23 protein-coding genes are annotated in these 26119 nt (G+C 71.6%); 15 read left to right on the top strand and 8 right to left on the bottom strand.

What is annotated here, in order from left to right; genetic code table 11:
• The first annotated feature begins 17 nt into the window (after positions 1-17).
• Positions 18-1655, top strand: coding sequence for an amidohydrolase (locus tag BMH31_RS09175; RefSeq protein ID WP_099724078.1), 1638 nt, complete (start codon positions 18-20; stop codon positions 1653-1655).
• Between the two features lie 104 nt (positions 1656-1759).
• Here the strand turns inward: BMH31_RS09175 and BMH31_RS09180 are convergent, their stop codons facing one another.
• A complete protein-coding gene (locus BMH31_RS09180) occupies positions 1760-3214 on the bottom strand; it encodes a SulP family inorganic anion transporter (RefSeq protein ID WP_099724077.1) in 1455 nt (484 codons plus the stop codon).
• 9 nt (positions 3215-3223) lie between these two features.
• Positions 3224-5920 (bottom strand): ornithine decarboxylase, encoded by a 2697-nt coding sequence (locus BMH31_RS09185; RefSeq protein WP_099724076.1) that lies wholly within the window; start codon positions 5918-5920, stop codon positions 3224-3226.
• 174 nt (positions 5921-6094) lie between these two features.
• Here BMH31_RS09185 and BMH31_RS09190 point away from each other — a divergent pair, with 174 nt between their 5' ends.
• From BMH31_RS09190 to BMH31_RS09200, 3 genes are read left to right on the top strand one after another with little or no spacing between them, the layout of a single operon-like run.
• Positions 6095-7534 (top strand): NAD(P)H-quinone dehydrogenase, encoded by a 1440-nt coding sequence (locus BMH31_RS09190; RefSeq protein WP_099724075.1) that lies wholly within the window; start codon positions 6095-6097, stop codon positions 7532-7534.
• Positions 7535-7539: 5 nt separating this feature from the next.
• Entirely contained in the window at positions 7540-7941 is a 402-nt protein-coding gene (locus tag BMH31_RS09195) for a cupredoxin domain-containing protein (RefSeq protein ID WP_099724176.1), read from the top strand.
• Between the two features lie 34 nt (positions 7942-7975).
• On the top strand, positions 7976-8806 hold the full coding sequence (locus tag BMH31_RS09200; protein WP_099724074.1) for an aldo/keto reductase: 831 nt from the start codon (positions 7976-7978) through the stop codon (positions 8804-8806).
• A gap of 34 nt (positions 8807-8840) precedes the next feature.
• Here BMH31_RS09200 and BMH31_RS09205 read toward each other — a convergent pair whose 3' ends face one another.
• Together BMH31_RS09205 and BMH31_RS09210 are read right to left on the bottom strand one after the other, a co-directional pair.
• A complete protein-coding gene (locus BMH31_RS09205) occupies positions 8841-9848 on the bottom strand; it encodes an LLM class flavin-dependent oxidoreductase (RefSeq protein WP_099724073.1) in 1008 nt (335 codons plus the stop codon).
• A gap of 28 nt (positions 9849-9876) precedes the next feature.
• Positions 9877-10350, bottom strand: a complete 474-nt coding sequence (locus tag BMH31_RS09210) for a MarR family transcriptional regulator (protein ID WP_099724072.1) — start codon at positions 10348-10350, stop codon at positions 9877-9879.
• A gap of 81 nt (positions 10351-10431) precedes the next feature.
• Between BMH31_RS09210 and BMH31_RS09215 the strand changes: the two genes are divergently transcribed.
• Positions 10432-10713, top strand: a complete 282-nt coding sequence (locus BMH31_RS09215) for a hypothetical protein (RefSeq protein WP_099724071.1) — start codon at positions 10432-10434, stop codon at positions 10711-10713.
• A gap of 23 nt (positions 10714-10736) precedes the next feature.
• Positions 10737-12077, top strand: a complete 1341-nt coding sequence (locus BMH31_RS09220; protein ID WP_099724070.1) for a GNAT family N-acetyltransferase — start codon at positions 10737-10739, stop codon at positions 12075-12077.
• 179 nt (positions 12078-12256) lie between these two features.
• Here BMH31_RS09220 and BMH31_RS09225 read toward each other — a convergent pair whose 3' ends face one another.
• Positions 12257-14023, bottom strand: coding sequence for a biotin carboxylase N-terminal domain-containing protein (locus tag BMH31_RS09225; protein ID WP_099724069.1), 1767 nt, complete (start codon positions 14021-14023; stop codon positions 12257-12259).
• A gap of 223 nt (positions 14024-14246) precedes the next feature.
• Here BMH31_RS09225 and BMH31_RS09230 point away from each other — a divergent pair, with 223 nt between their 5' ends.
• From BMH31_RS09230 to panB, 7 genes are all read left to right on the top strand, one after another.
• Positions 14247-14867: a DUF937 domain-containing protein gene (locus BMH31_RS09230; protein ID WP_099724068.1), complete on the top strand. Its 621-nt coding sequence runs from the start codon at positions 14247-14249 to the stop codon at positions 14865-14867.
• A gap of 83 nt (positions 14868-14950) precedes the next feature.
• Positions 14951-15397: a MaoC family dehydratase N-terminal domain-containing protein gene (locus BMH31_RS09235; RefSeq protein ID WP_099724067.1), complete on the top strand. Its 447-nt coding sequence runs from the start codon at positions 14951-14953 to the stop codon at positions 15395-15397.
• Positions 15394-15825, top strand: coding sequence for a MaoC/PaaZ C-terminal domain-containing protein (locus tag BMH31_RS09240; protein WP_099724066.1), 432 nt, complete (start codon positions 15394-15396; stop codon positions 15823-15825). The genes BMH31_RS09235 and BMH31_RS09240 overlap by 4 nt, the downstream gene beginning before the upstream one ends.
• 71 nt (positions 15826-15896) lie before the next feature.
• Positions 15897-16991, top strand: coding sequence for a UDP-N-acetylmuramate dehydrogenase (locus tag BMH31_RS09245; RefSeq protein ID WP_241898226.1), 1095 nt, complete (start codon positions 15897-15899; stop codon positions 16989-16991).
• Positions 16992-17001: 10 nt separating this feature from the next.
• Complete coding sequence (locus BMH31_RS09250) at positions 17002-17784, top strand: DUF2520 domain-containing protein (RefSeq protein ID WP_241898218.1); 783 nt, start codon at positions 17002-17004, stop codon at positions 17782-17784.
• A complete protein-coding gene (gene panC / locus BMH31_RS09255) occupies positions 17781-18659 on the top strand; it encodes a pantoate--beta-alanine ligase (RefSeq protein ID WP_099724063.1) in 879 nt (292 codons plus the stop codon). Before BMH31_RS09250 ends, panC begins: the two co-directional genes overlap by 4 nt.
• Entirely contained in the window at positions 18656-19510 is an 855-nt protein-coding gene (gene panB, locus BMH31_RS09260) for a 3-methyl-2-oxobutanoate hydroxymethyltransferase (RefSeq protein WP_099724062.1), read from the top strand. The genes panC and panB overlap by 4 nt, the downstream gene beginning before the upstream one ends.
• A gap of 21 nt (positions 19511-19531) precedes the next feature.
• Here panB and BMH31_RS09265 read toward each other — a convergent pair whose 3' ends face one another.
• Both BMH31_RS09265 and BMH31_RS09270 read right to left on the bottom strand, forming a co-directional pair.
• Positions 19532-20941 carry an aminotransferase class I/II-fold pyridoxal phosphate-dependent enzyme gene (locus BMH31_RS09265; protein ID WP_099724061.1) on the bottom strand — a complete coding sequence of 470 codons (1410 nt, stop codon included), beginning with the start codon at positions 20939-20941 and terminating at the stop codon, positions 19532-19534.
• Positions 20938-22218 carry an aminotransferase class I/II-fold pyridoxal phosphate-dependent enzyme gene (locus BMH31_RS09270; RefSeq protein WP_099724060.1) on the bottom strand — a complete coding sequence of 427 codons (1281 nt, stop codon included), beginning with the start codon at positions 22216-22218 and terminating at the stop codon, positions 20938-20940. The genes BMH31_RS09265 and BMH31_RS09270 overlap by 4 nt, the downstream gene beginning before the upstream one ends.
• A gap of 156 nt (positions 22219-22374) precedes the next feature.
• Between BMH31_RS09270 and BMH31_RS09275 the strand changes: the two genes are divergently transcribed.
• Positions 22375-23250, top strand: coding sequence for an aldo/keto reductase (locus BMH31_RS09275; protein WP_241898219.1), 876 nt, complete (start codon positions 22375-22377; stop codon positions 23248-23250).
• A 6-nt stretch (positions 23251-23256) separates the two neighbouring features.
• Here the strand turns inward: BMH31_RS09275 and BMH31_RS09280 are convergent, their stop codons facing one another.
• Positions 23257-24597 (bottom strand): heparan-alpha-glucosaminide N-acetyltransferase domain-containing protein, encoded by a 1341-nt coding sequence (locus BMH31_RS09280; protein ID WP_099724058.1) that lies wholly within the window; start codon positions 24595-24597, stop codon positions 23257-23259.
• 153 nt (positions 24598-24750) lie between these two features.
• Here BMH31_RS09280 and BMH31_RS09285 point away from each other — a divergent pair, with 153 nt between their 5' ends.
• Positions 24751-26094 carry an anaerobic C4-dicarboxylate transporter family protein gene (locus BMH31_RS09285; protein ID WP_099724057.1) on the top strand — a complete coding sequence of 448 codons (1344 nt, stop codon included), beginning with the start codon at positions 24751-24753 and terminating at the stop codon, positions 26092-26094.
• The last annotated feature ends 25 nt before the right edge of the window (positions 26095-26119 follow it).

Consider the following 26119-nt stretch of genomic DNA (forward strand, 5'->3'; position numbering starts at 1 on the left):
TCCCGAGAGGACCGAAGATGACCGAATCCCGCGGAGGCGACCTCGCCCTCATCGGTGCGCGACTGCGCACCAACACCGGCGCGGATGCGGAGGCGACCGCGATCCTCGTGCGCGACGGCCGCATCGCACTGATCGGCGACGACGCCGCGGTGCGCACCGAGGCGGAGGCGGCGGGCATCGCGGTGCGCGAACTGGAGGGCGCGGTGGTCACCCCCGGCCTCTTCGACTCCCACACGCACCCCCACTGGGCCGCCGAGGTGACCGCGGGACTCGACCTCGGCGGACTCGAGACCGTCGAACAGCTCCGCGCGGCGCTCGCCGCCGAGCACGCGCGACTGCCCGAGGGCGCGTGGTTGCGCGGCTGGAACCTCGAGTACGAGGCGTTCGAGCGCACGGGCATGCGCGGCGACCTGCTCGCCGATGCGGCTCCCGGGCGTCCCGTCGCGCTCATCTGCTACGACCTGCACACCGGGCTCGCGACGGCCCCGGCGCTCGAAGCCGCGGGTATCACCGGTGCGCGCGAGTTCGACGACGCGAGCGAGATCGTGGTCGACGCGGACGGCACGCCGACCGGGGAGCTGCGCGAGCCCACCGCCTACAACCTGCTCTTCGACGCTGCGCCGAAGGCCTCCCACGAGGCCGAGCGCGACGCGCTGCGCGACATGTTCCGCCGGCTCGCCGCGGTCGGCCTCACTGGCGGCGCGATCATGGACGGCAAGGACCGCACGGTCGATCTGCTCGCCGAGCTCGAGGAGCGCGGTGAGCTGGATCACCGCCTCACCGTGCACCACTGGCACGCGGTGGGCGACACCGATGAGGACGTGGCGCGGACCATCGCGGGCAAGGACCGGGCGGGGCGCCTCTGGCGCAACGACGGGATCAAGCTGTTCAGCGACGGCGTGATCGACACGGGCACGGCATGGCTGCACACGGTCGACGCCTGCGGCGACGGCCGGGTGCCGTTCTGGCCGTCGTGGGACCGCTACGCCGAGGTGGTGCGCGCGTACCACGACGCCGGCATGCTGATCGCGACCCACGCGGTCGGCGACTACGCCGTGAGCCGGGTGCTCGACGTCTACGCGACGCTGCCCGAACGCGAGGGCCTGCCGTTCCATTCGATCGAACACCTGGAGGTGCTCGCCGACGAGGACGTCGAGCAGCTGCGCGGATTCAACGCCGGACGCGGCGACGCGGGGGTCACCGCTTCGATGCAGCCGCTGCACATGCAGTGGCGCGCGGCGGACCACAGCGACAACTGGGCCGTGCGCCTCGGCGAGGGGCGCGACGAGACCGGATACCGGGTGCGCAGCGTGCTCGACGCGGGCGTGCGCCTGACGCTCGGATCGGACTGGCCGGTCGCCCAGTACGACCCCCGCCTCGGCATGGCGTGGGCCCGCGGGCGCCACACGCCGGGCGACCCGCACGCGACCGTGTTCGAGCCCGAGCAGCGGCTCTCGGGCGAGGAGGCGCTGCTGGCCTACACGCTGTGGCCGGCGCTCGCTCGCGGCCACGAGGATCGCGGCGTGCTCGCGGTCGGCGCCGTCGCGGACCTCACCGTATGGGAGCGGGATCCGGTCGAGACCTCGCCCGACGAGCTCCCCGAGCTGCCGATCCGCCTGACCGTCGTCGATGGTCGCGTGGTGCACGAGGGCTGACGCGGCACCGCGCAGATTCGGGTGCGGCGAATGGCGAGTTCCGGCAGGATCCGGTCGCCGTTCGCCGCACCCGAATCGGCTCGGAGACCCGCTCGGAAACCGGCTCAGAGCCCGCCGCTCAGACGGCCGTGGAAGTCGTGCGAGGTCGGGTTCATCCCGACGATCTCGACCGTCGTGCCGCGGTGGCCGTACTTGGTGACGACGGCGTCGAGCGCGGCGACGCTCGACGCGTCCCACACGTGGGATCGGCTGAGGTCGACGACGACGCGCGCCGGATCCTCGGCGTAGGCGAACTGGGTCGTGAGGTCGTTGCTCGACGCGAAGAACAGTTCGCCCGTGACGGTGTAGCGCGCCTGCGGCACCCCGTCGACCTCGGTGAGCTGGCGCTCGACCGAGACGACCCGCGCCACGCGCCGTACGAAGAGCACCGACGCGACGAACACCCCGGCGACCACGCCGATCGCGAGGTTGTGAGTGGCGAGCACCACGACCACCGTCGCCACCATCACCAGCGTCTCGCTGAACGGCATGCGCTTCAGCGTCGACGGACGCACCGAGTGCCAGTCGAAGGTGCTGGCCGAGACCACGATCATCACCGCGACGAGCGCGGCCATCGGGATCACGGCCACCACGTCGCCGAGCGCGACGACCAGGATCAGGAGGAAGACGCCCGCGAGGAACGTCGAGATCCGGGTCCGGGCCCCCGACACCTTCACGTTGATCATCGTCTGCCCGACGACGGCGCAGCCGCCCATGCCGCCGAAGAGGCCCGAGGCGATGTTGGCGACGCCCTGCCCCCACGACTCGCGGGTCTTGTTCGAGTGCGTGTCGGTGATGTCGTCGACGAGCTTCGCGGTGAGCAGCGACTCCATGAGTCCTACGAGGGCCATGCCGAGAGCGAACGGCGCGATGGTCGCGAACGTCTCCCACGTCAGCGGCACGTTCGGCACGAACAGCTCGGGCAGGCTGCGCGGCAGCTCGCCCTGGTCTCCGACCGTGGGGACGTTGATCGCGAATACGACGACCAGCACGGTGATGATCGCGACCGTCACGAGCGGGGCGGGGACCACCTTCGTGACCCGCGGCAGCAGGATCAGGATCGCGAGGCCGCCCGCGACGAGCGGGTAGACCGCCCACGGCACGCCGATGAGCTGCGGGAACTGCGCGGCGAAGACGAGGATCGCGAGCGCGTTGACGAAGCCGACCATGACGCTGCGCGGGATGAACCGCATCAGCTTCGCGACGCCGAGCGCCCCGAGCGCGATCTGGAACACGCCCGCGAGCAGCACCGTGGCGATGAAGTAGTCGAAGCCGTACTGGCGGGAGACGGGTGCGATCACGAGGGCGACGGCGCCGGTGGCCGCGCTGATCATCGCCGGCCGGCCGCCGACGAACGCGATGGTGACCGCCATGATGAACGACGAGAACAGACCGACCTTGGGGTCGACGCCCGCGATGATCGAGAACGAGATCGCCTCGGGGATCAGCGCCAGCGCGACGACGAGTCCCGCGAGCACCTCGCGGGTGAGCAGGCGCGGGGATTTCAGGGCAGCGAGCACCGGGGAAGCCTAGCGGATGACGCGGTAGCCCTTCGCCGGGTCGAAACCGTGGATCTCGCGGGTGTCGAGCGCCGCCATGAAATCGAGCACTTCGGCCGTGATCACCTGGCCGGGCACGAGGACGGGGAACCCGGGCGGGTAGGGCGTCACGAACCCGGCGGACACCGGCTCGTCGCCGCGGCCGACGCGCTCGCGCAGTTCCTCTGGCGTGACGTACTCGATCAGCTGGCGGCGCTGCCCGTCGGTGAACGCGGAACGCAGATCGCCGTCCGGCAGCCCGGAATCGTGCGCGTACGCGGGCGCGAACGCGCTGAAGTCGGGCAGCGGCGGCATCTCCTCGGCGTCGGACGCGACGGGTGGCAGGCCGTGCGCGACGCGATCCCGCTCGAAGCGCTGCGCGAGCTTCACGAGCACCTCGATGAGGTACGCGATCGCGCTGCGGGAGGTGCCGATGTTGGTCATGAACAGCACGGTGTTGCGGCTCGTCTTGTTGACCTGGATCCCGTACTGGTCCATCAGGTACTGGTGCTTGAAAGTGTCTCCGTCGACGCCCGTGCGCGTGATCTCGATGGTGACCCGGCTCGGATCCACGACGAACTCGTCGTCGTCCCAGGCCCGCCACATCTCCGCCAGGCCGTCGCGCAGCGGCATCGGTCGGCTGCTCCCGCGGTAGTCGGCGGGGACCAGGTCATGCGCGGTCAGCACGCGGAACGTGCGGCGCAGCAGCGGGTGCCGGGCGACGGCCTGCGCGAGGCTCGTCGCGAGATCGAGCTGGCGCTGCACCAGCTCGAAGCCCTCCAGCTCCACCTGGCGTCGCCCGAGGTCGAGGGATGCGAGGATCTGGTAGTTCGGCGACGTCGAGGTGTGGGTCATGAACGCCTCGTGGAACGCGTACTCGGCCTCGAGCGCCCAGTCCTGGTCGTAGACGTGGATCATGGATCCCTGGCGCAGCGCGGTCAGCGTCTTGTGGGTCGACTGTGTCGCGTACACGCGGATCCGGGCGTCGGGCGCGGGCAGCAGCCGCTCGGACAGCCAGGCCTCGTCGTCGCGCGGCGCGCCGGTCACGGGATCGAAGAGGCGCGCGCGCTGCTGCTCGTACGCGGACGCGTGCGCTGCGGTGCGGAGCCGTCCCTCGAGCCGCTTCGCCGCGGCCATCGCGGTGCGACGCCGGGTCACCGGGTGGAACGCCGCGAACGCGAACCAGGCCTCGTCCCAGAGGAACACGAGGTCGGGCTTGATCGCGAGGCACTCGGCCATCACCCGCTCGGGGTCGTAGACGATGCCGTCGAACGTGCAGTTCGTCAGCGTGATCATGTGGACCTCGTCGAGCCGACCCGCGGCCCGGTAATCGAGCAGCAGCTGCTTGATCCTGCTGAGCGGAACGGCGCCGTAGAACGCGAAGTCGTTGAGCGGGTAGGCCTCGAGGTAGGCGGTCCGCCCGCCGGTCAGCATGAGGGCGTGGTGGTGCGACTTGTGGCAGTTACGGTCGACGAGCACCACGTCGTCGGGCTCGACGAGCGCCTGGTGCACGATCTTGTTGGCCGTCGAGGTGCCGTTCGTCACGAGGAAGGTGCGGTGCGCGCCGAACGCGCGTGCCGCGAGATCCTGCGCCTTCTTGATCGCGCCCGTCGGCGCGAGCAGCGAATCGAGCCCGCCCGAGGTGGCCGAGGTCTCGGCGAGCAGCAGGTTCATGCCGTAGAAATCGGCGAGGTCGCGGATCCACTTCGAGCTGACGACCGAACCGCCGCGACCGACCGGCAGCGCGTGGAACACGCCGACGGGGCGGCGCGCGTGATCCTGGATCGCCGAGAAGAACGGGGTGTCGTAGAGGTGGGAGACGCGGCGCAGCAGCGAGAGGTGGAGCTCGAGCTGATCCTCCCGGCGGAACACGCGGCGGAACCGATGCGTGAGCGCGCCCGCGAGATCCTCGATGTGGGCGCCCGCCACGAGGTACAGGTCGACCTCCGGCCGCAGCGCGGCGAGCGTATCGGCGAGCTGCATGACCCGGTGCACCGAGGCGAGCGCGCTCCGCGGGGACGCGGACGCCGCCCCCGGCTGCTGCCGATGCGCCAGCTCGATCGAGTCGCGCAGGTCGCGGCTCAGCGCCTGGCGGCTGCGGTCGCTGAACCCGGGGCGCACGATGCAGGCGAGGATGTTGGGGTTGGTGAGCAGTGCCGCGATGGCGTCATCGGCGGACGGCACGATCACGAAGTCGTAGATGAACGCGTCGGCGCTGGTGCGCAGCCGTTGGGCCTCGGCGTAGAGCGCGTCGCGGTCGCCCGCGGTCGTCTCGTCGACGAGCAGCACCTCGAAGCGCGGGCGGGGATCCTGATCGTCCTGCTGCTCGGCGAGCTCCGCGTCGTCGAACGAGTCCTCCGCGGAACCCGGGACGGTGGTGCGGCGCAGCCGGTGCACCACCCGGCCGATGCGGTCGAGCGCGCCCGCGGCGTCGCCCTGCGCCAGCAGCTCGCCGATCTGGCGCACGTAGCGCTGGCCGAAGCCGGCCCAGTAGAGCTCGATCGTCTCGAGCGCCCGCAGGGAGCGGCGGATCTCGCCGTCGCTCGCGAGCGCATCGCCCGAGTTCCCCTCGAGCGCGATGCGCTTCACAGCGAAGCGGAGGAACTCCCACGCATCGCTGCGCAACCGCCAACTGCTCGCCGGCATGCCCGGATCGCGTTCGAGCTGGTTCTCAAGCGTGGGGGTCATCGGTGACGTCTCCTTCGGGCAGCAGTGCGCAGGCCACGCTCCGAGCTGTCCCCCCGGTGCGATTCGGTGTCCGAGTCTACGCGGAGAGGTATGCCCCGACGGCGAAGATGACGGCCCCGGTCGCCCGGCATCCCGGACAGCCGGAGGGACGCTCGGGCGCATAGACTGTGAAGCATGGCGAATGCGTTCGATCGGAAGCACCGGATCGCAGTGCTGGGCGGCGGTCCCGGCGGATACGAGGCGGCGCTCGCGGGCGCCCAGCTCGGGGCCGAGGTGACCCTCATCGAGAGAGTCGGCGTCGGCGGGGCCGCCGTGCTCACCGACGTGGTCCCGTCCAAGAGCCTCATCGGCACGGCCGGCGGCGTGCAGGCCGTGCGCGACTCGGGCAAGCTCGGCGTGCAGACGTTCGTGCCCGGCGGCGACGGCAAGCCCGTGCGCCCCGAGATCGCCGTCAACCTCAAGGCCGTCAACAAGCGCCTGCTCGCCATGGCGGCGGCGCAGTCCGACGACATGCACCGCACCCTCGAGCAGGCCGGCGTGCGCATCGTGCACGGCGAGGGCCGACTCGACGGTCCCAACGCCGTGGTCGTGGCGACCGCGGCCGGCGCCGAGGGCACCGACTTCGACCGCATCGAGGCCGACACCATCGTCGTCTCGGTCGGCGCGAGCCCGCGCGAGCTCGACAGCGCGAAGCCCGACGGCGAGCGGATCCTCACCTGGAAGCAGCTGTACGACCTGCCCGCGATCCCCGAGCACCTCGTGGTCGTCGGCTCCGGCGTCACCGGCGCCGAGTTCGCCAACGCCTACCGCACGCTCGGCGCCGAGGTCACCCTCGTGTCGAGCCGCGAGCAGGTGCTCCCCGGCGAGGACAAGGACGCGGCTGCCGTGATCGAGCGCGAGTTCAAGCGCCTCGGCATGAACGTCATATCGAAGTCGCGCGCCGACTCCGTCACCCGCACCGAGAACGGCGTGCGCGTCGAGCTCTCCGACGGTCGCACCATCGAGGCGTCGCACTGCCTCATGGCCGTCGGCTCGATCCCCAACACCGCGGGGCTCGGCCTCGAGGAGGCCGGCGTCGGCCTGACCGAGAGCGGACACATCCACGTCAACAAGGTCGCGCGCACCTCGATCCCGTCGATCTACGCGGCCGGCGACTGCACCGACTTCTACCCGCTGGCCTCGGTCGCGGCGATGCAGGGGCGCACCGCGATCATGCACGCGCTCGGCGACTTCGTGCGCCCCATCGACCTGCGCAACGTCTCGTCGAACGTCTTCACCTATCCCGAGATCGCGACCGTCGGCTGGAACGAGCACAGCCTTGCCGACGCGAGCGATATGGCCAAGGCCATCTCGCACACGATCCCGCTCAGCGTGAACCCGCGAGCGAAGATGATCGGCTTCACCGACGGCTTCGTGAAACTGTTCGCCTGGCAGGCCTCGGGCACCGTCATCGGCGGCGTCATCGTGTCCCACCGCGCGAGCGAGCTCATCTTCGGCCTCGCGCTCGCCGTCGAGCACCGGCTCACGGTCGACCAGGTCGCCTCCGCGTTCACGGTCTACCCGTCGATGACGGGCGCGATCACCGACGCGGCCCGCGCGCTGCACCAGCGGTGAGCGGGGTGAACACTCGCCGTCCCGCGGCGAACGCGGTCCTCGGCCGGCGCGCGCTGCTCGGCGGTGCCCTCGGTCTCGTCGGCATCGGTGCCGCGGCGCTCGTCGGCTGCACCCCGGCGAAGCCGAAGTTCGTGCCGTCCGACGACGGCGTGCAGGCCGCGGTCACCGTGAAGGTCGTCGACAACGCCTACGAACCGGCCGAGGTCTCGATCGCCCCGGGCCAGGCCGTGCGGTGGGAGTTCATCGGCCCGGACCAGCACGACGTGATCCAGTCCGACGGGGAGTTCGCGAGCAAGCTGCAGCGCGAGGGCAGCTACACGCACCGGTTCGCGAAGGCCGGCGACTACGCCTACCTGTGCTCGATCCATCCCGAGATGAAGGGCGTCGTGCACGTCACGACGGCCTAGCGTCGCTGTCGGTGGTCGGGCGTAGGCTGACCGCATGACTGAGCAGCGATCCCACGACGGCCTGGTTCTCCCCCCGATCGGCTTCGGCACCTATCGCCTCAACGGCGTCGCGGGTGCGGCAGCGGTCACGAGCGGCATCGAGGCGGGCTACCGCCTGCTCGACTCGGCGTTCAACTACGAGAACGAGGGCGCGGTGGGGCGCGGGGTGCGCGACGCGTCCGTCGATCGGGACGAGCTCATCGTCACGAGCAAGCTGCCGGGTCGGCATCACGCGACCGACGCCGCGCTCCGCACCATCGAGGAGAGCGTCTTCCGCACGGGGCTCGACCGCATCGACCTCTACCTGATCCACTGGCCGAACCCGATCAGCGGCGACTTCGTCGCGGCCTGGCGCGCGCTCATCGAAGCGCGCGAGCGCGGCCTCGTGCGGCACATCGGCGTCTCCAACTTCCTGCCCGAGCACCTCGAACGGGTCGAGGCCGAGACGGGCGTGCGGCCGTCGGTCAACCAGATCGAGCTGCACCCGTTCTTCCCGCAGGAGGAGCAGCTGGCGTACCACCGCGAGCGCGGCATCATCACCGAGGCGTGGAGCCCCGTGGGGCGAGGGCCGGTCATGGCCGCGGACCCCGTGGTGCAACGCATCGCCGAGGCGCGCGGTATCTCGCCCGTGCAGGCGATCCTGGCCTGGCACGTCGCCCGCGGTGCGGTGCCGATCCCGAAATCGGCGGATCCGGGACGGCAGGCCGAGAACCTGCGGGCCGCCGATGTAGCGCTCTCGGCCGAGGAGGTCGCCGAGATCACCGCGCTCGGCCGCCCCGACGGCCGGTTGAAGGATCAGGACCCCGCGGTCTACGAGGAGTTCTGACGCTCGTTCCGGTGCGGCGGCGCGGGCGCCCGGGTCAGGCTGTGGGCGCTTCGTCGAGCGAGGCAGCAGGAGCCGCGACCCGCAGCGAGACGAGCTGCTCGGCCCGCGTCGGTGCGACGTGCACGGTGATCAGCTCGTCGGCGTCCGCGTGCTTCGCGAATGCTTCCAGCTCCTCGCGCACGCGCTTCGGTCCGCCGATCGCGGTGTAGCGCAGCATCCCGCGGATCTCCTGCCCGGCAGGGGTGTCGAGCAGCGGGGCGGCCTCGTCGGCCGTGAGCTCGCGCTCGCGCCCGCGCGACAGGAAGCGGCGGACCCGGTCGAGCTCGGCCCGGGCGAAGAGCGCTTCGGCCGCCTCGTCGGTCTCGGCGGCCGCCACATTTACTCCCGCGATGACGTGCGGTTCCGGGTGCGCCTCGCTCGGCTGGTAGGTGGCACGGTAGTGCGCGACGGCGCCCGTCAGCGCCTGCGGCGCGAAGTGCGAGGCGAAGGCGTAGGGGAGGCCGAGCTGCGCGGCGAGGCTCGCGCCGAACATGCTCGACCCGAGGATCGTGAGCGGCACCTTCGTTCCGCGACCGGGGTAGGCGTTGACCGCGTTCCGCGGCAGCTCGTCCGAGAGGTAGGCCTGCAGTTCGAGCACGTCGCTCGGGAAGCTCTCGGATGCCGAGTGCGTGCGGCGCAGCGCGCGGAACGTCGCCCCGTCGCTGCCCGGTGCGCGGCCGAGCCCGAGGTCGATGCGGCCGGGGTGCAGCTCGGCGAGCGTGCCGAACTGCTCGGCGATGACGAGCGGCGAATGGTTGGGGAGCATGATCCCGCCGGCGCCCAGGCGGATCGTGCTCGTGTGCGCCGCGATGTGCGCGATGAGCACCGAGGTCGCGCTCGACGCGATCGACGGCATGTTGTGGTGCTCGGCGTACCAGACCCGGCGATACCCGCCGGTCTCGGCCGCGCGGGCCAGATCGACCGAGTGGGACAGCGCCGACCGGATGTCTCCGTCCTCTTCGATTGCGGCGAGATCGAGCACGGAGAGCGGAACGGCAGTCATGCGGAGTGCAACCGGGGTGCTCGGGCGGCTATTCCCCGCGACTCGCCGAGATCGGCTGCTCGCCGACCGAGAGGCGGCTCGCGTCGATGAGGCGGATCATGGACCCGTGGAGCTCGCGCAGCTCGTCCTCGGTCATGTCGAGCCGCTGCGCCATCTGCGGCGGGACCTCGAGCGCGCGGGTGCGCAGCGCGCGCCCGGCGTCGGTGAGCGTGATGTCGAGACGGCGCTCGTCCGCGGCGGATCGCTGCCGTGCGAGCAGACCCTGCTGCTCGAGCCGTTTGATGAGCGGGGACAGCGTCGACGCGTCCTGATGCAGGAGCGTCGCGAGACTGCCGAGGCTGAGCCGTTCGTGCTCCCAGAGGGCGAGCAGCACGAGGTACTGCGGGTGCGTGATCCCCAGGGGGTCGAGCACCGGCTTGTACGCCGCGACGATGCTGCGCGAGGCGACGGTCAGGGCGAAGCACACCTGGTGGTCGAGGGAGAGCGGGTCCGCTGCGGTCATCCCTCGATTATCGCGGATCGGTTCCTGGGCGTATGGTTATTTCATGCACCAAGTATTCGTGCATGAATGAATGGAGGATCCGTGTCCGACGAGCGCACCATGACCGAGACCGCCGAGACCACCGCGGCTCACCGGACGTCCGGCGAAGGAGAGGGGCTCTTCGCCCCGCGCAGCGACCGCGCGCACCCCCTGACGATCCCCGTGTTCGTCGTATCGGCGATCCTCGTCTTCGGCGGCTTCTATCTGATGGGCCTCGCGCCGAGCATCGCGGGCGCCGAGCTCTGGCTGTTCCTCGCCGGAATCCTCGTCGACGCGCTCGGGTTCTGGATCGCCTTCGGCTGGTGGCAGGCTCGCGACCGCTGAGTCATCCTCGGGATACTGGACGCATGACCCTTCCCGACGGCTACCGCATCATCCCGCTCGACGACCCCACCCGCCTCGACGACGTGCTCGAGGTCGACACGTGGGCGTTCCCCGTCGAGCACGGGCTCGACGAGCTGCGTCAGCTGCCGAGCCCGCTGCCCTGGGGACGCATGTGGGGCATCGAGGCTGTCGAGCGGCCCGCAGGGTCCCTCGCGCCAGCGAACGCCCTCGCCGGGATGTACGGCACCTACGATCTGCGCGCCTTTCCGGTGCCCGGCGGCGAGACCGCGTGCAGCTGGGTGACCTGGGTCGGCGTGCACCCGAGCCACCGCAGGCGCGGCCTGCTCCGATCGATGATCGCCCACCACTTCGCCGAGGCGCGCGAGCGCGGCGAAGCCCTCTCGGTGCTCAACGCCGCCGAGGCGGGGATCTACGGCCGGTTCGGGTACAGGCACGCGGCGCCCACCCTGTCGCTCACGGTGCCACGGGGCGCCGAGCTGCGTCCCGTGGCGGGATCCGATGCCCTCCGCGGCGAGTTCCTCACCTGGGACCCCGAGTCGCACGGCGACCTCGTCGCCGAGCTGCACCGGGCGGCAGCGCAGGTGCCCACCGGGATCGGCCGTCCGGGATGGGCCACCTGGGAGACACCGGAGCTGCGCCGCGCGCAGGACGCCGACCCGGCGATCCTGCACCGCGGCAAGGAGGCGCTGCGGCTCCTCGTCGTGAGCGATGCGTCCGGGCGGGCGCAGGGGTACGCTCGGTTCCGGCGCGCGGTCACCTGGGAGCGCGCCACGGTCGACGGCACGGTCGAGATCCGCGACCTCGTCGGTCTCACGCCCGCCGCGGTGCATCGGCTCTGGAGCCTCCTGCTCGATCTCGACCTGACGAGCCGCGCGACGATCGACATGATCCCCGTCGACGACCCGATCATGCACCTGCTCATCGACGTGCGCGCCGCCGAACCACGCCTGCGCGATCTCGTCTGGGTGCGGATCCTCGACCTGCCCGCCGCCCTCGCCGCACGCCGCTACGCGGCACCCGTCGACCTGGTGCTCGACGTGCGTGACGAGTTGCTCCCCGAGAACGCGGGGCGCTGGCGCGTCACCGTGACGGAAGCGTTCGGGACCGCTTCCGTGGAGCGGGTCGATGCGGGCGTCGGTGGGGCCGGTGGCGTTGCTGGTGCCGATGGTGCGGCCGACCTCGTGCTCGACATCGATACGCTCGGCGCGGCGCACCTCGGCTCGACGTCGCTCGCGGCGCTCGCACTCGCGGGCCGCGTCGAAGCACGGGAGCCGCGCGTGCTGGCCGCGGCCGCTGTCGCGTGGTCGTGGCCCATCGCGGCCGGGGCCGACTGGGAGTTCTAGGCGGCGCCGGGCGCACCGATTCGGAGATCTGCTCGATGTCGGATGCATTTCGGCTTGAGGTCCGAAATCTTGCAGATCTCCGCGAACCCGACCGTGCGACCTGATGCACCCGGGCGGAAACACGCAAGGCGCCCGGATCCTCTCGGAGTCCGGGCGCCTTGCGCAGTGTGTGTCTGGAGTTACTCGGCGTCGACGATGCTGAGGAGCACGTGGCCGTTCGACACGGTCTGGCCGAGGGGCGCGTCGATGCCGCGCACGACGCCGTCGCGGTGCGCGTAGATCGCCTGTTCCATCTTCATGGCCTCGAGCACGACGACCAGTTCGCCGGCTTCGACCTGCTGGCCCTCCTCGACGGCGAGCTTCACGACGGTGGCTTGCATGGGGGCCGCGACCGAATCTCCCGTCGCGGCGGAGACGCCGGCGCCCTTCGCGCGCTTGGGGGCGGGACCGCGGGTGATCTGCTGGTCGGCGAGCGGGATCAGCGTGGCGGGCATGACGACCTCGACGCGACGTCCGTCGACCTCGACCACCACGGTCTGGCGCTTCGGATCCTGCACCACGGGAGCGACCTCGCCCTCCCACGGCTCGATGTCGTTGTGGAACTCGTTCTCGATCCACAGGGTGTAGACGCCGAAGCGGCCGTCGGGCGCGGTGAACGCCGGGTCGCGGACGATCTTGCGGTGGAACGGGAGCACGGTGGGGAGCCCCTGGATCTCGAACTCGTCGAGGGCGCGGCGAGAGCGCTCGAGCGCCTCCTCGCGGGTCGAGCCCGTGACGATGAGCTTTCCGAGCATCGAGTCGAAGGAACCCGAGATGACGTCGCCCGACTGCACGCCGGTGTCGACGCGGACGCCCGGGCCGAGCGGCGGACGGAAGAGCGCGACGGGGCCCGGTGCGGGAAGGAAGCCGTTGCCCGGATCCTCGCCGTTCAGACGGAATTCGAAGGAGTGGCCGTGCGCGATGGGATCGGCGTAGTCGATGACACCGCCCTCTGCGATGCGGAACTGCTCGCGCACGAGGTCGATGCCGGTGACCTCCTCGGAGACGCAGTGCTCGACCTGGAGGCGGGTGTTGACCTCGAGGAACGAGACGGTGCCGTCCTTCGCCACGAGGAACTCGCAGGTGCCGGCGCCGACGTAGCCGACCTCCTTGAGGATCGCCTTCGACGAGGAGTAGAGCTGCTCGATCTGCTCGTCGGTGAGGAACGGCGCGGGCGCCTCCTCGACGAGCTTCTGGTGGCGGCGCTGCAGCGAGCAGTCGCGGGTGGAGACGACCACCACGTTGCCGTGGGCGTCGGCGAGGCACTGGGTCTCGACGTGGCGGGGCTTCTCGAGGTACTTCTCGACGAAGCACTCGCCGCGGCCGAACGCGGCGACGGCCTCGCGGGTGGCCGACTCGAACAGCTCGGCGACCTCGTCGCGCTCATAGGCGACCTTGAGGCCGCGGCCACCGCCGCCGAATGCGGCCTTGATGGCGATGGGGAGACCGACCTCGTCGGCGAAGGCGAGCACCTCTTCCGCGTTCTCGACCGGGTCGCTGGTGCCGGCGGCGAGGGGCGCACCGACCTTCTCGGCCACGTGGCGCGCCGAGACCTTGTCGCCGAGGCGCTCGATGGCGTCGGGGCTCGGGCCGATCCAGGTCACCCCGGCGTCGATGACGGCGCGGGCGAACTCGGCGTTCTCGGCGAGGAAGCCGTAGCCGGGGTGCACGGCGTCGGCGCCCGAGCGGCGTGCGACGGCGAGAATCTTGTCGATGACGAGGTAGGTCTCGGCGCTGGTGGTTCCGTTCAGCGCGTAGGCCTCGTCGGCGAGCTGGGCGTGCATCGCGTCGCGATCCTGATCTGCGTAGATCGCGACCGAGGCGATCCCGCTGTCTTTCGCGGCGCGGATGATGCGGACGGCGATCTCGCCGCGGTTGGCGATGAGCACTTTACGAATGCGCGACATGCTCACCAGCCTATTGGAGGGGTGGCCCCGATCCTTGGATATGCACGACAAACCTCTCGGAGAATCGTTGCCGATGGCTACAGTGCTTCGCCCTCCCCAACGCATCTGCGCGGGATCCGTCGCGGTGGCGGTGGCCTGCCGCTACGCTGGCCTCCAGACGAGCGGATCCGCTGCCGAAGCGGCTCCCGAACTCGGCACCGAACCGCGCGAAGGAGCAACCCGAATGGCACAGAACTCCGTGAACCTCGACGACCTCATGCAGCAGATTCCCCTGGGCGATCTCGCCCAGCGTTTCGGCGTCGACGAGAGCACCATGGGCGCGGCGGTGCAGCAGGCGCTGCCCGGCCTGCTCGGCGGCATGGCCGTCAACGCGCAGGACGCCGAGGGCGCCGGCAAACTCGAGGCGGCACTGGGCAAGCACGCTCCCGCGTCCGGCACCATCGACCTCAACGCGATCGACGAGGAGGACGGCGGCAAGATCGTCAACCACGTCCTCGGCGACAAGCAGGGCGAGGTCGCCCAGGCGCTCGGCGCGAACAGCGGCGATTCGACCGTCGCCAAGCTCATTCCCGTGCTGCTCCCGCTGCTCGCTCCCATCGTCATGCAGTTCCTCTCGGGCGCGTTCTCGAAGCAGCAGTCGGGCTCGGACTCGGCGTCGACCTCGGGCGGCGGCATCGGCGACCTGCTGGGCGGCCTCCTCGGCGGCGGCTCGGGGTCGCAGCAGTCCGGCGGCGGTCTGGGCGATCTGCTGGGCGGCCTGCTCGGCGGCGGATCCGGTAGCGGGCAGTCCGCGGGCGGCGGCCTGGGCGACCTGCTCGGCGGGCTCTTCGGCGGTAAGAAGTAGTCGCGGCCGCGATCGCAGCCGCAGCTGCCGGGTCCGGGCGTCATGTTCCGGGCTCGCGCAGCGGCATCTTCTAGACTGGCGTCGTGGTCAACCCAGACATTCAGGGGCGCACGTATCCGCCCACCGAGTCCTACCAGGTCGGACGCGAGAAGGTGCGCGAGTTCGCTCGTGCCGTCCTCAGCTCGGCCTCGATCCATCACGACCCCGAGGCCGCGCGCGCCGCAGGCTATGCCGACGTGGTCGCTCCGCCGACCTTCGCGGTGGTGGTGCAGGAGAGCACGCTGCAGCAGCTGCTCGCCGACCCCGAAGCGGGGATCGACTTCTCGCGCGTCGTGCACGGCGACCAGCGCTTCAGCTACACCCGGCCCATCGTCGCGGGCGACGAGCTCACCGCGACGCTCACCGTCGCGTCGGTTAAGCAGCTCGGCGGCCACTCGATGGTCACCGCGTCGAGCGAGATCGTCGATGCGGACGGCGCGCACGTCGTCACCGCGCTCTCGACGCTCGTAGTGCGAGGAGGAGACGAATGACCGCCCAGACCCCGACCTTCGAGTCGCTCGCGACGGGCGACGTGTTCAGCGAGGCGACGCTCGAGTTCACCCGCGACTGCCTCGTCCGCTACGCGGGCGCTTCGGGCGACTTCAACCCGATCCACTACCGCGACGACGTCGCGCAGTCGGTCGGCCTGCCCGGCGTGCTCGCGCACGGCATGCTGACCATGGGCGCGGCCGCGTCGCCCACGATCGAGCTCCTCGGCGCCGCGGCCAGCGTGGTCGACTACCAGTCGCGCTTCACCCGCCCCATCCCGGTGGACGCCGAAGCCGGTGCCGAGGTCACGGTCACCGCGACCGTGGGCCCGCTCGACGCCGAGGCCCGCACCGCGCGGTTCGACCTCAAGGTGGTCTTCGACGGTCAGACCGTGCTCGGCAAGGCGCAGCTGCTGGTGGCCTTCGCGTGACCGAGACCACCTCGGGCGAGCACACGGGCGCCGACCTCGCGGCCGACACGCCCTTCTCCGAGCTCACCACCATGCGGGTCGGGGGACCGGCGGACCACCTCATCGAGGCGCGCAGCTCCGACGAGCTGGTGCGCGCCGCGCTGCAGCTGTGGGAGTACGACGACCCCTGGCTGCTGCTCGGCGGCGGCTCGAACACCGTCATGGCCGACGAAGGCTTCGAGGGCACCGCGGTGCTCGTTCGCAATACGGGAATCGAGCGCATCGACGCCGAGCCCGGAACGGTGCGCCTGCGGGTGCAGGCCGGACACAACTGGGACGAGCTCGTCGAGACCTGCGTCGAGCACGGCTGGGCCGGCATCGAGGCGCTCTCGGGCATCCCCGGGCTCGCCGGTGCGGCCCCGGTGCAGAACATCGGCGCCTACGGCCAGGAGCTCTCCGATGTGCTCCACTCGATCACCTTCCTCGACCGCGAGATCGGCGAGGTGCTGCGCATCCCCGCCGAGGAGCTCGAGCTCGACTACCGCAGCTCCTCGATCAAATCCGGCCGCGAGGGCGTGGTGCTCTCGATCGACCTGCTGCTCACCGAGAGCGAGGACACCGCCAACCCGCTGAGCGCCCCCATCGCCTACGGGCAGCTCGCCGACGCGCTCGGCGTCTCGGTCGGCGACCGGGTCTCGATCCGCGAACTGCGCCGCTCGGTGCTGCGGCTCCGCGCCTCCAAGGGCATGGTGCTCGACGCCGCCGATCACGACACGTGGAGCGCCGGATCGTTCTTCACCAACCCGATCATCACCGAGCGCTCCGCCCGCGGCCTGCCGGCGAACGCGCCCCGGTTCCCGGTCAAGGGCCTCGAACCGGCACCCGCCGTGACCACCTTCGAGGAGCTCGAGGCCGGTGTGCCGCTGCGCGTTCCGCCGACCCCGCAGCCCCCGCAGGTCAAGCTCTCGGCGGCCTGGCTCATCGAGAACGCCGGGATCCCCAAGGGATTCCGGATCCCGGGCTCGGGCGCGTCCATCTCCGAGAAGCACACCCTCGCGATCACCAACCGCGGAGCGGCCACGGCCGAGGACGTCGCGCAGCTCGCACGCTTCGTGATCCAGCTCGTGCAGTCGGAGTTCGGCGTGATCCTGGTGCCCGAGCCGAACCTCGTCGGTATCGAGCTGTAGCCCGGGCGCCGTGCGGATCCAGATCGTGGGCCGGGGCCGCATGGGCGCGGCCCTGGCCGCCGCGCTCGTGGCCGACGACCTCGACCTCACCGTCGAGGGGCGCGGCGCCGACGGCACCGGGCCCGACGGGTCGCCCGTCGATCTCGTGCTGCTCGCCGTGCCCGACGCCGCCATCGCCGACGCGGCGGCGGCCATCCGGCCCGGTCCGCTGCTCGGCCATCTCTCGGGCGCGACCGGCCTCGGTGCACTCGGCGCCCGAGACGGCTTCAGCCTGCATCCGCTGCTCACGGTCATGGGGAGCCCGGCCGCGCGCGACACCGACACGCGCGTTGAAGACACCGCATTCGCTGGTCGATTCACCGGTGGATTCGCCGGCGCATTCGCCGCGATCGACGGCTCGAGCGAGCACGCCCGCGCCGTCGCGGAGTCGCTCGCCGACCGCCTCGGCCTCCGCACATTCCGGATCGCCGAGGCAGACCGTTCCGCGTATCACGCGGCGGCCTCGGCGGCCGCCAACTTCCTCGTCGTGGTCGAGGGCTTCGCCGAGCGGTTGGCCGCGACCGCGGGCGTGCCCCGCGAGGCGCTCGCGCCGCTCGCCGAGGCCGCGCTCGCGAACTGGTCGCGCGAGGGCGCCGCGGCGGCGCTCACCGGACCTGTCGCACGCGGCGATGACGAGACGGTGGCGCGGCAGCGCGCCGCCGTCGTGGAGCGCTCGCCGTCCGACCTCGACCTCTTCGACGCGCTCGTCACAGCGACGCGCGCGCTCGCCGCCCAGCAGAAAGGCTCCCGATGAAGATCGTTCGCTCTGTGCAGGATCTGCGCCGCGAACTGGACGAGGTCCGGGCCGACGGGCGCGACCGCGTCGGCTTCGTGCCGACCATGGGCGCGCTCCACGAGGGGCACCTGTCGCTCGTGCGCGCGGCGCGCGCCGAGAACGACGTCGTCGTACTGTCGATCTTCGTGAACCCGACCCAGTTCACGGAGGCCGCCGACCTCACCGGCTACCCGCGCCAGGAGGCCGCCGACGCCGCGCTCGCCGAGGGCGCCGGCGTCGACCTGATCTTCGCCCCCGAGGCCGCCGAGGTGTATCCGAGCGGCTTCGCCACGACCGTGCACCTCTCGGGTGCGCTCACCGAGACGCTCGAGGGCGCGGCCCGGGGCGGCGCGCACTTCGACGGCGTGGCCACCGTCGTGGCGAAGCTGCTGCTCGCGGTCGGGGCCGACGCGGCCTACTTCGGGCAGAAGGACGCCCAGCAGGTGCTCGTCGTCACGCGCATGGTCGCCGACCTCGGGATCCCGACCCGGATCGTCGCCTGCCCGACCTCGCGCGATGACGACGGACTCGCCCGGTCGAGCCGCAACGTCCGTCTGAACGCCGACGACCGGACGCGCGCGCTGGCGATCCCGCGCGCGCTCGCTGCCGCGGCCGAGGCCGTCGCACGCGGCGAGATCACGGTCGACGCGGTGCATCGCATCGCCGCGGGGATCCTCGCCGAGGCCGGGATCGAGCCCGAGTACCTGGCGTTCGTGGATCCCGCATCGCTCGAGCCCGCACGTACGATGGACGCACCCGTGCTGTGCGCGATCGCGGCCCGTGTCGGCGAGGTGCGCCTCATCGACAACGCCGTGATCGAGCCGGCCGCCGGAACCGAAGGAGGGGCGGCATGACCCGCATCACGATTCCCGAGCTCGAGGCCAAGAAGGCCGCGGGCGAGCCCATCGTCATGGTCACGGCCTACGACTACCCGGGTGCCCGGGCCGTCGAGCGCGCCGGCGTCGACATGGTGCTCGTGGGGGACTCGGGCGCACAGGTCGTGCTCGGCCACGACTCCACCGTCTCGGTCACCACCGACGAGATGCTCGTGCTCGCGAAGGCCGTGCGCCGCGGCACCGAGCGCGCCTTCGTCGTGTGCGACGTCCCGTTCGGGTCGACCGAGGTGTCGGACGCGCAGGCCGTCGAGACCGCGATCCGCTTCGCGAAGGAGGCGGGCGCCGACGCGGTCAAGCTCGAGGGCGGATCTGAGGCCCGGCTCAGCCGGATCCGCGCGATCGTCGCGGCGGGGATCCCCGTCGTGGGACACATCGGTCTCACCCCGCAGACCGCGGTCGCGCTCGGCGGGCTCCGCGCGCAGGGGCGCACCACCGCGAGCGCTGAGCGGCTCGTCGCGGAGGCGCTGGGCGTGCAGGCCGCGGGCGCGTTCTGCCTGGTGATCGAGGCGGTGCCGGCCGAGATCACCGAACTGCTGCGCTCGGCGCTGCGGATCCCGATCATCGGGATCGGCGCGGGTCGCGTCGACGGTCAGGTGCTCGTGCTGCACGACCTGCTCGGCATCACCGAGGGGCGCACGGCCAAGTTCGTGAAGCGCTTCGGCACCGTCGGCGACGACATGACCGCCGCGCTCTCCGCCTACGCCGCGGAGGTGCGCGCGGGGGAGTTCCCCGGAACCGAGCACCAGTACGCCGCGAGCGACGAAGCCGTCGAGGCCGCCCGCGCGACGCTGGCGGCGCTCACCGACTAGCGGCGCCGCACTCGTCGCCGCTCAGACGGCGGCCGCCACCCGATCGAGCGCGCCGCGCAGGTCGCGGATCAGGTCGTCGGCCGATTCGATCCCGATCGAGAGGCGCAGCAGGCCTGGCGTGATGCCGAGGCGCGCGTTGACCTCGGGTGCGAAGGTCGAGTGCGTGGAGGTGTGCGGGTGCAGCACCATCGAGCGGGTGTCGCCGATCCCGGTCATGCGCGAGAACAGGCGCAGGCCGTTCACGAACGCCCGGGCGCCGTCGATCCCGCCGCGCACGGTGACGCCGAACACCGATCCGGTGCGGCCGTAGCCGTCGGCGTCCAGCCCGTAGTCGCGGGCCGCGAGCGCGTGGAACGGGGACGAGGGCAGTCCCGCGTAGTCGACCGAGAGCACCTCGGGCTGCTGCTCGAGCCATGCCGCGATCCGGATCGACGACTGCACGTGGCGCTCCATGCGCAGCGAGAGCGTCTCCATGCCCTGGTGCATGAGGAAGCCGTGCAGCGGCGAGAGGGTCGGGCCGATGTCGTTGACCACGGACTCGCGTGCGGCGCGCGCGTAGGCGCCCTGACCGAAGCGGTCGAGCATCGAGGCGACGCCCGGACGCGACGACCGCGTGATCAGGGGGAAGGATCGTCCGGCCCGCTCCGCGGCCTCCCAATCGAAGTTGCCGCCGTCGACGATCGCGCCGCCGACCGCCGCGCCGTGACCGGTGAGGAACTTCGTCGCGGAGTGCACCACGATGTTGGCGCCGTGCTCGAACGGGCGGATGAGGGCCGGTGTGCCGACCGTGTTGTCGACCACGAGCGGCAGGTTGTAGCGCGCAGCGACCGCGGCGATGCGCCGCAGGTCCGTGATGTCGTTGCAGGGGTTCGGCACGGTCTCGGTGTAGATCGCCTTGGTGTTCGGCCGGATCGCCCGCTCCCACTCGGCGTCGTCCTCCGCGTCCCACACGTAGTCGAACTCGATGCCGAAGCGCTTGAAGCTGCGGCCGAACAGGATCCGGGTGCCGCCGTAGACCGAAGCCGTCGAGACGATGTGGTCGCCCTGCTGGGCGAGTGCGAACAGCGCGGACGAGATCGCGGCCTGCCCGCTCGACACGGCGACCGAGACGGTGCCGCCCTCGAGTGAGGCGAGGCGCTCCTCGGCCACCCAGTTCGACGGGTTGCCCTGGCGCGAGTAGATGGGGGCGTGCTCGCTGGGCGAGAAGGCGTCCCCCTCGCCGCGGGGCCCGTCGTCCTCCGCGCGCCAGTGGATGCTGCCGTCGAAGCGACTCACCTGGTCGTCGAAGTCCTCGAACAGGTAGCCGGCGGAGAGCGCGATCGGCGGGACCCGGAGGCCGTGGTTCTTGTCGGGGTACTCGCCGGCGTGCACCTGGCGGGTGTCGAAGTCGAAGCCGTCCCAGTCGTAGATCGGTTGTGCGGTGGCGGTCATTCCGTAGCTCCTTCGCGAACGGGCGGCAGGGCGGCGATGCGGTCGATCGCCGCGCGCAGGGTGTCGGGCGCGCAGGCGAGGTTGACGCGCACGTGCCCGGCACCGCCCGCCCCGAACGCACGCCCGTTGCTCAGCGCGACCCGGGCGTCCGCGAGAATCCGCGCGTGGGGATCCTCGCCGAGGCCGGCGCCGCGGAGGTCGAGCCAGGCGAGGTAGCCCGCGTGCGGCACCGTGAGGCGCGCGCCGGGCAGGCGGTCGGCGACGAGCTCGCGCAGCAGCGCGACGTTCGCCTCGATGGTCTCGACGGCGCGGTCGAGCCAGTCGCGGGCGTCGCGGAACGCGGCGATGCTGGCGTGCACACCGAGGATGCTCGCGCGGGATCCGACCTCCGGCGGCAGCCGGTCCAGCAGCGCGGCGTCGGCGTCGGTCGCCGCGATCACGAGCGAGCACTTGGTCCCCGCGAGGTTCCAGCCCTTGCTCGCCGAGGTCGCCGTGACCGAGCGCGCGCCGGCGCTCGACGCGACGGGAGCGAACGGCGTGAAGTCGACACCGCGGTGCACGAGCGGCGCATGGATCTCGTCGGAGAGCACGAACACGTCGTGGCGCGCCGCGAGCGCGGCCAGCGCGGCCAGCGTCTCGGCCGAGTGCACGAGGCCGTGGGGGTTGTGCGGGTTGCAGAGCAGGAACGCGTCGACGCCGGTTCCCTCGGCGAACGACGCTTCGACGGCCGCGAGGTCGAGCGTCGCGGCGGGGCCGTCGGCGGAGTCCGAGACGGCCAGCGGGACCTCGACGACCTCGACGCCGAGCTCCTCGAGCATCTCGAAGAAGGAGGGGTAAGCGGGGGTCGCGAGGGCGACCCGGCCGCGCGCGCCCGTCGCGGCACCGCGGTCCGCGCGATCGGCGAGGACGAGCCGGAGCACCTCCACGACGCCGGCGCTCACGTCGGTGGCGAGGTGCACGCGCCCGGGATCGACCTCCCACTCCCAGCGGTCGCGCGCGAAGTCGGCGAACACCGGAGCGAGCGGGCTCCGCGCCTGCCCGTCGAGGTACCCGAAGTCCGAGGCCGCGACCCGCTCGGCGAGCGCCGAGCGGATCTCGGGGGCGACGGTGTAATCCATCTCCGCGACGAAGAGCGGCAGCACGTCCGCCGGGTAGCGGGTCCACTTCTGGCTGCTGCGGCCCGCGCGCAACGACGCGGGATCGAGCTGCGCGAAAGGGGTGCCGCTCGGGTCGGTGCCCTGAGGGGCCGGGCAGTCGGGGTCGCCGTCGGATGACATGCCCTCATGCTCGCGCACGCACCCGCGGCGTCCCAAGGCGGCCGGTAAGGGGGCGTCATACTGGGGAAGGCGATGCGGCGGAGGCCGCGCGGAAGGGCGGACGGCATGCGGCGGACACGATTGGGAGCGCGAGACGCATCGATGCTGGGCCTCGGCATGATGGGACTGGAGCCGCTCGAGGACTCGCAGGTCAGAGAACTGTTCGGCACGGCCCGTGAACTCGGGGTCGACGTGTTCGACCACGCCGACATCTACGGGTCGGAGTGGCACGCGTGCGAACGGCGGTTCGGCGATGCGCTGCGCCTCGGCGCCGCGGAGCGCGACGCGATCGCGATCCAGTCGAAGTGCGGGATCCAGCGCGATGCCCACGGCTTCGACTTCTCGGCCGAGCACATCGTGCGGCAGGTGGATGGATCCCTGGAAGCGTTGCGGACCGACCGGCTCGACGTGCTCCTGCTGCACCGGCCCGACGCGCTGGTGGAGCCCGACGAGGTCGCGCGGGCGTTCGACACGCTCGAGGCGGCGGGCAAGGTGCTGGCCTTCGGTGTCTCCAATCACACGCCCGGGCAGATCGAACTGCTGCGCTCGGCGGTGCGGCAGCCGCTCATCGCGAACCAGGTGCAGTTCGGGCTCGGGCACGCCGGGCTCGTCGCCCAAGGGGTCGCCGCGAACATGGAGGGCGTCGCGCAGTCGTCGGTGCGCGACGGTGGACTCGTCGACTGGGCGCGGCTGAACGGGGTGCGGCTGCAGGCCTGGTCGCCGTTCCGCCGCGGCTTCTTCGAGGGGTCCCTCTTCGACGACGGCGCCCCGAGCGCGCTGCGCGACGCGCTGGCCCGAGTCGGGGCGGCGCACGGGCTCACGCCGTCCGGTGTCGCTGCGGCCTGGATCGCGCGGCACCCGGCCGAGATCCAGACGATCGTGGGCACCATCCGGCCCGAGCGCCTGCGCGAGGCCGCCGCGGGCGTCGACGCGCAGCTGTCCCGATCGGAGTGGTACGAGCTGTTCGGCGCCGCGGGATACGAGATCCCGTAGCAGCGTCTAGCGTCGGCGCTGCCCCGTGAGCAGGCGCACCGTGCCCGAGGTGAGGGCCTCGAGCGGACCGCGCCGGTGCAGGCCTGCGAGGATCGCGCCGATGAGGATCGCGCCCGCGAGCTGCAGACCGAAGGCCGGCATGCCGATCGCGTACCAGGGCAGCGTGCCCGGGTCGGGGACGTCCTGCAGCATGAGCGCTTCCATCGCCGGCTGCACGAGCAGCGCGGTCGCGATCACGTGCAGCGAGTAGATGGTGAGCGGGGCGGCGCCCGCCGAACGGAACACGTTCAGTGCGAAACCGGGCTCGCGGCGCGAGCGCCCGCCATCGAAGATCGCGACGAGCAGTCCGATCACCAGCAGGGAGATGCCGACGGTGCGCAGGAGGTCGAGCGGCGATCCGGAGTGCGGGGTCGCGACGAGCATCGCCCACGGATCGGCCGAGAACGGGGCGCCGAAGGTCGGCGAGACGAGCATCGTGCGGAACATCTCGGGATCGACGCCCTCGGGCACCGCGAAGCCGAATCGGTCGAGGTGGGCGACGACCCACATCGAGACGCCCTGCGCGGCGGCGGCGACGGCAGCTCCGGCTGCGGCCGCGACGAGCGCGGTGCGGCGGAGCGAACCGCGCTCGGTGGCGGCGACGAAGGCGCGGGCGATGAGGATCCCGATCAGGAGGTACACGACCCACGTGACGGCCGGGTACTCGCCGGTGAGGAACAGGCCGCGGATCGCGCCGGCGGGGTCGCCCGAGAACGACTCGAAGGTGACGGAGCCGCCCTCGTTGACGACGCCGAGCGCGGATCGCGCCATCGCGTTGAGCGGCGGCACCGCGACGGCGAGCACTGCGGCGATCCCCGCGATCGCCCAGGACGGGAGCAGGATCGCGGGCGCCGCGATGATCATCGCGAGGCCGTAGTAAGCGAGGACGACGACGATGGGCACCTGCATCATGCCGAGGAGCATGCCGATGAGCACGAGGATCGCGCCGCGGATCAGGATCCCGGAGATCGCCGCGCCGGGGCGGCCGTCGCGCAGCGGGGCGCGCGACGCGAAGACGAGGCTGAGGCCGCCCAGCACGGCGAACAGGGGCGCCGCGATGCCCGAGGTGAGCGTCTGCGCGACCGATCCCGCGGTCTGCTCGAACGGGCTCAGCCCGGGCAGCATGGCGGAGATCGCGACGAGGTGGGTGGCCATCATGCCGGCGATCGCGAGGAATCGGGCGAGGTCGACGCCGACGTAGCGGACACGGGGTGCTCCGGCCGTCGCGCGGGTGCTCGCACGGGCGGAGGTCGAAGCGGGAACGGGGACGTGGATCCGGGTCGGGCCGGTCGGCGTGCTCGTGGACATGCTTCCACCCTCTCCTGAACGGCTGGGTGCGCGCATCGGACGAGGGGGCCATCATCCGGTACTCAAGTACCGGACGGCTCTGGTCCCGGAGCGGCCGCGCCAGTACGCTCGGGGCAGGCGGGCCGCCGGAGCGGCCCGGGATGGGGGATCCCGATGGACATCGCGCTCTTCATCGCGCAGCTCGTGGTCGTGCTCGGCTGCATCGTCATGGGCACCCGGTCGAGCGGCGTCGGCCTCGGGCTCTGGGGCGGTACGGGCGTGGCGATCCTGGTGTTCGGGTTCCGCCTCGCGCCGGGCTCGCCGCCCGTGGACGCGCTGCTCATCGTGCTGTCGGTCGTACTCGCCTCCTCGATGATGCAGGCGGCGGGCGGCATCGACTGGATGGTGTCGATCGCGGCGAAGCTCATCTCGCGCAGTCCCAAGCAGATCACGCTCGTCGCGCCGCTCGTCTCGTTCCTGTTCTCGGTCGGCGCGGGCACCTCGAACATCCTCTACCCGCTGCTGCCGGTGATCCAGGACCTCTCCTACCGCAACGGGATCCGTCCCTCGCGCCCGCTGTCGCTCTCGGTCGTCGCCACGGGCGTCGCACTCGCCTGCAGCCCGGTCTCGGCGGCGATGGCCGCCATGGTCACGCTCACGGATACCGCACCCTGGAACTTCGAGCTCATCGACATCCTGAAGGTCACGATCCCCGCCGCCATCGTGGGCATTGTGCTCTCCAGCATCGCGGTGAACCGACTCGGCAAGGACATCGCCGACGACCCCGAGATCCAGGCGAAGATTGCGAAGGGCGAGCTCGAGGCGCCGCACGCCGACGCGCAGGAGGTCAAGGCGGCGGTGACCGTCACCGCGGCGGGCCGCAACGCGGCGCTCATCTTCCTCCTCGGCGTCGCAGCGATCGTGATCTTCGGTCTCTTCAAGGGGCTGCGCCCGCTCGATGCCGAGGGAGCGGCGATCTCCATGACCCCGGTCATCGAGATCGTCATGTTCGTGGTCGGTACCCTGATCCTGCTGGTGTCGCGCCCGAAGGTCGCCGAGATCCCCACCATGACGGTGTTCAAGGCCGGAATGGTGTCGGCGATCGCGCTGTTCGGCCTGGCCTGGCTCACCGACACCTTCCTCGGCGCGCACACGAAGCTCATCGCCGAGGGCGTCGGTGGACTCGTCACCGCGGCGCCGTGGATCTTCGCGCTCGGCGTGTTCCTCGTCTGCGTGCTGACCACGAGCCAGTCGACGGCGACGCGCACGATCGTGCCGATCGGCCTCGCCGCCGGGATCCCGCTCGGGCTGCTCTCGGGCATGTGGGCCGGTGCGTTCGCCGGAATCTACCTGCTGCCCACCAACGGATCGCAGATCGCGGCCGCGAACTTCGACACCTCGGGCAGCACCAAGCTCGGCACGAAGCTCGTCGACCACGCGTTCTTCCTGCCGACGCTGATCCTCGCGGTCACGACGATCGCCGCGGGTGCCCTGTTCGGGGCGCTCTGGGGCGGGTGATGAGGAGAGAGCGGGTGAGGGGCGC

It is taken from the genome of Leucobacter sp. OLIS6, from assembly GCF_002752355.1.
Taxonomy (GTDB): domain Bacteria; phylum Actinomycetota; class Actinomycetes; order Actinomycetales; family Microbacteriaceae; genus Leucobacter.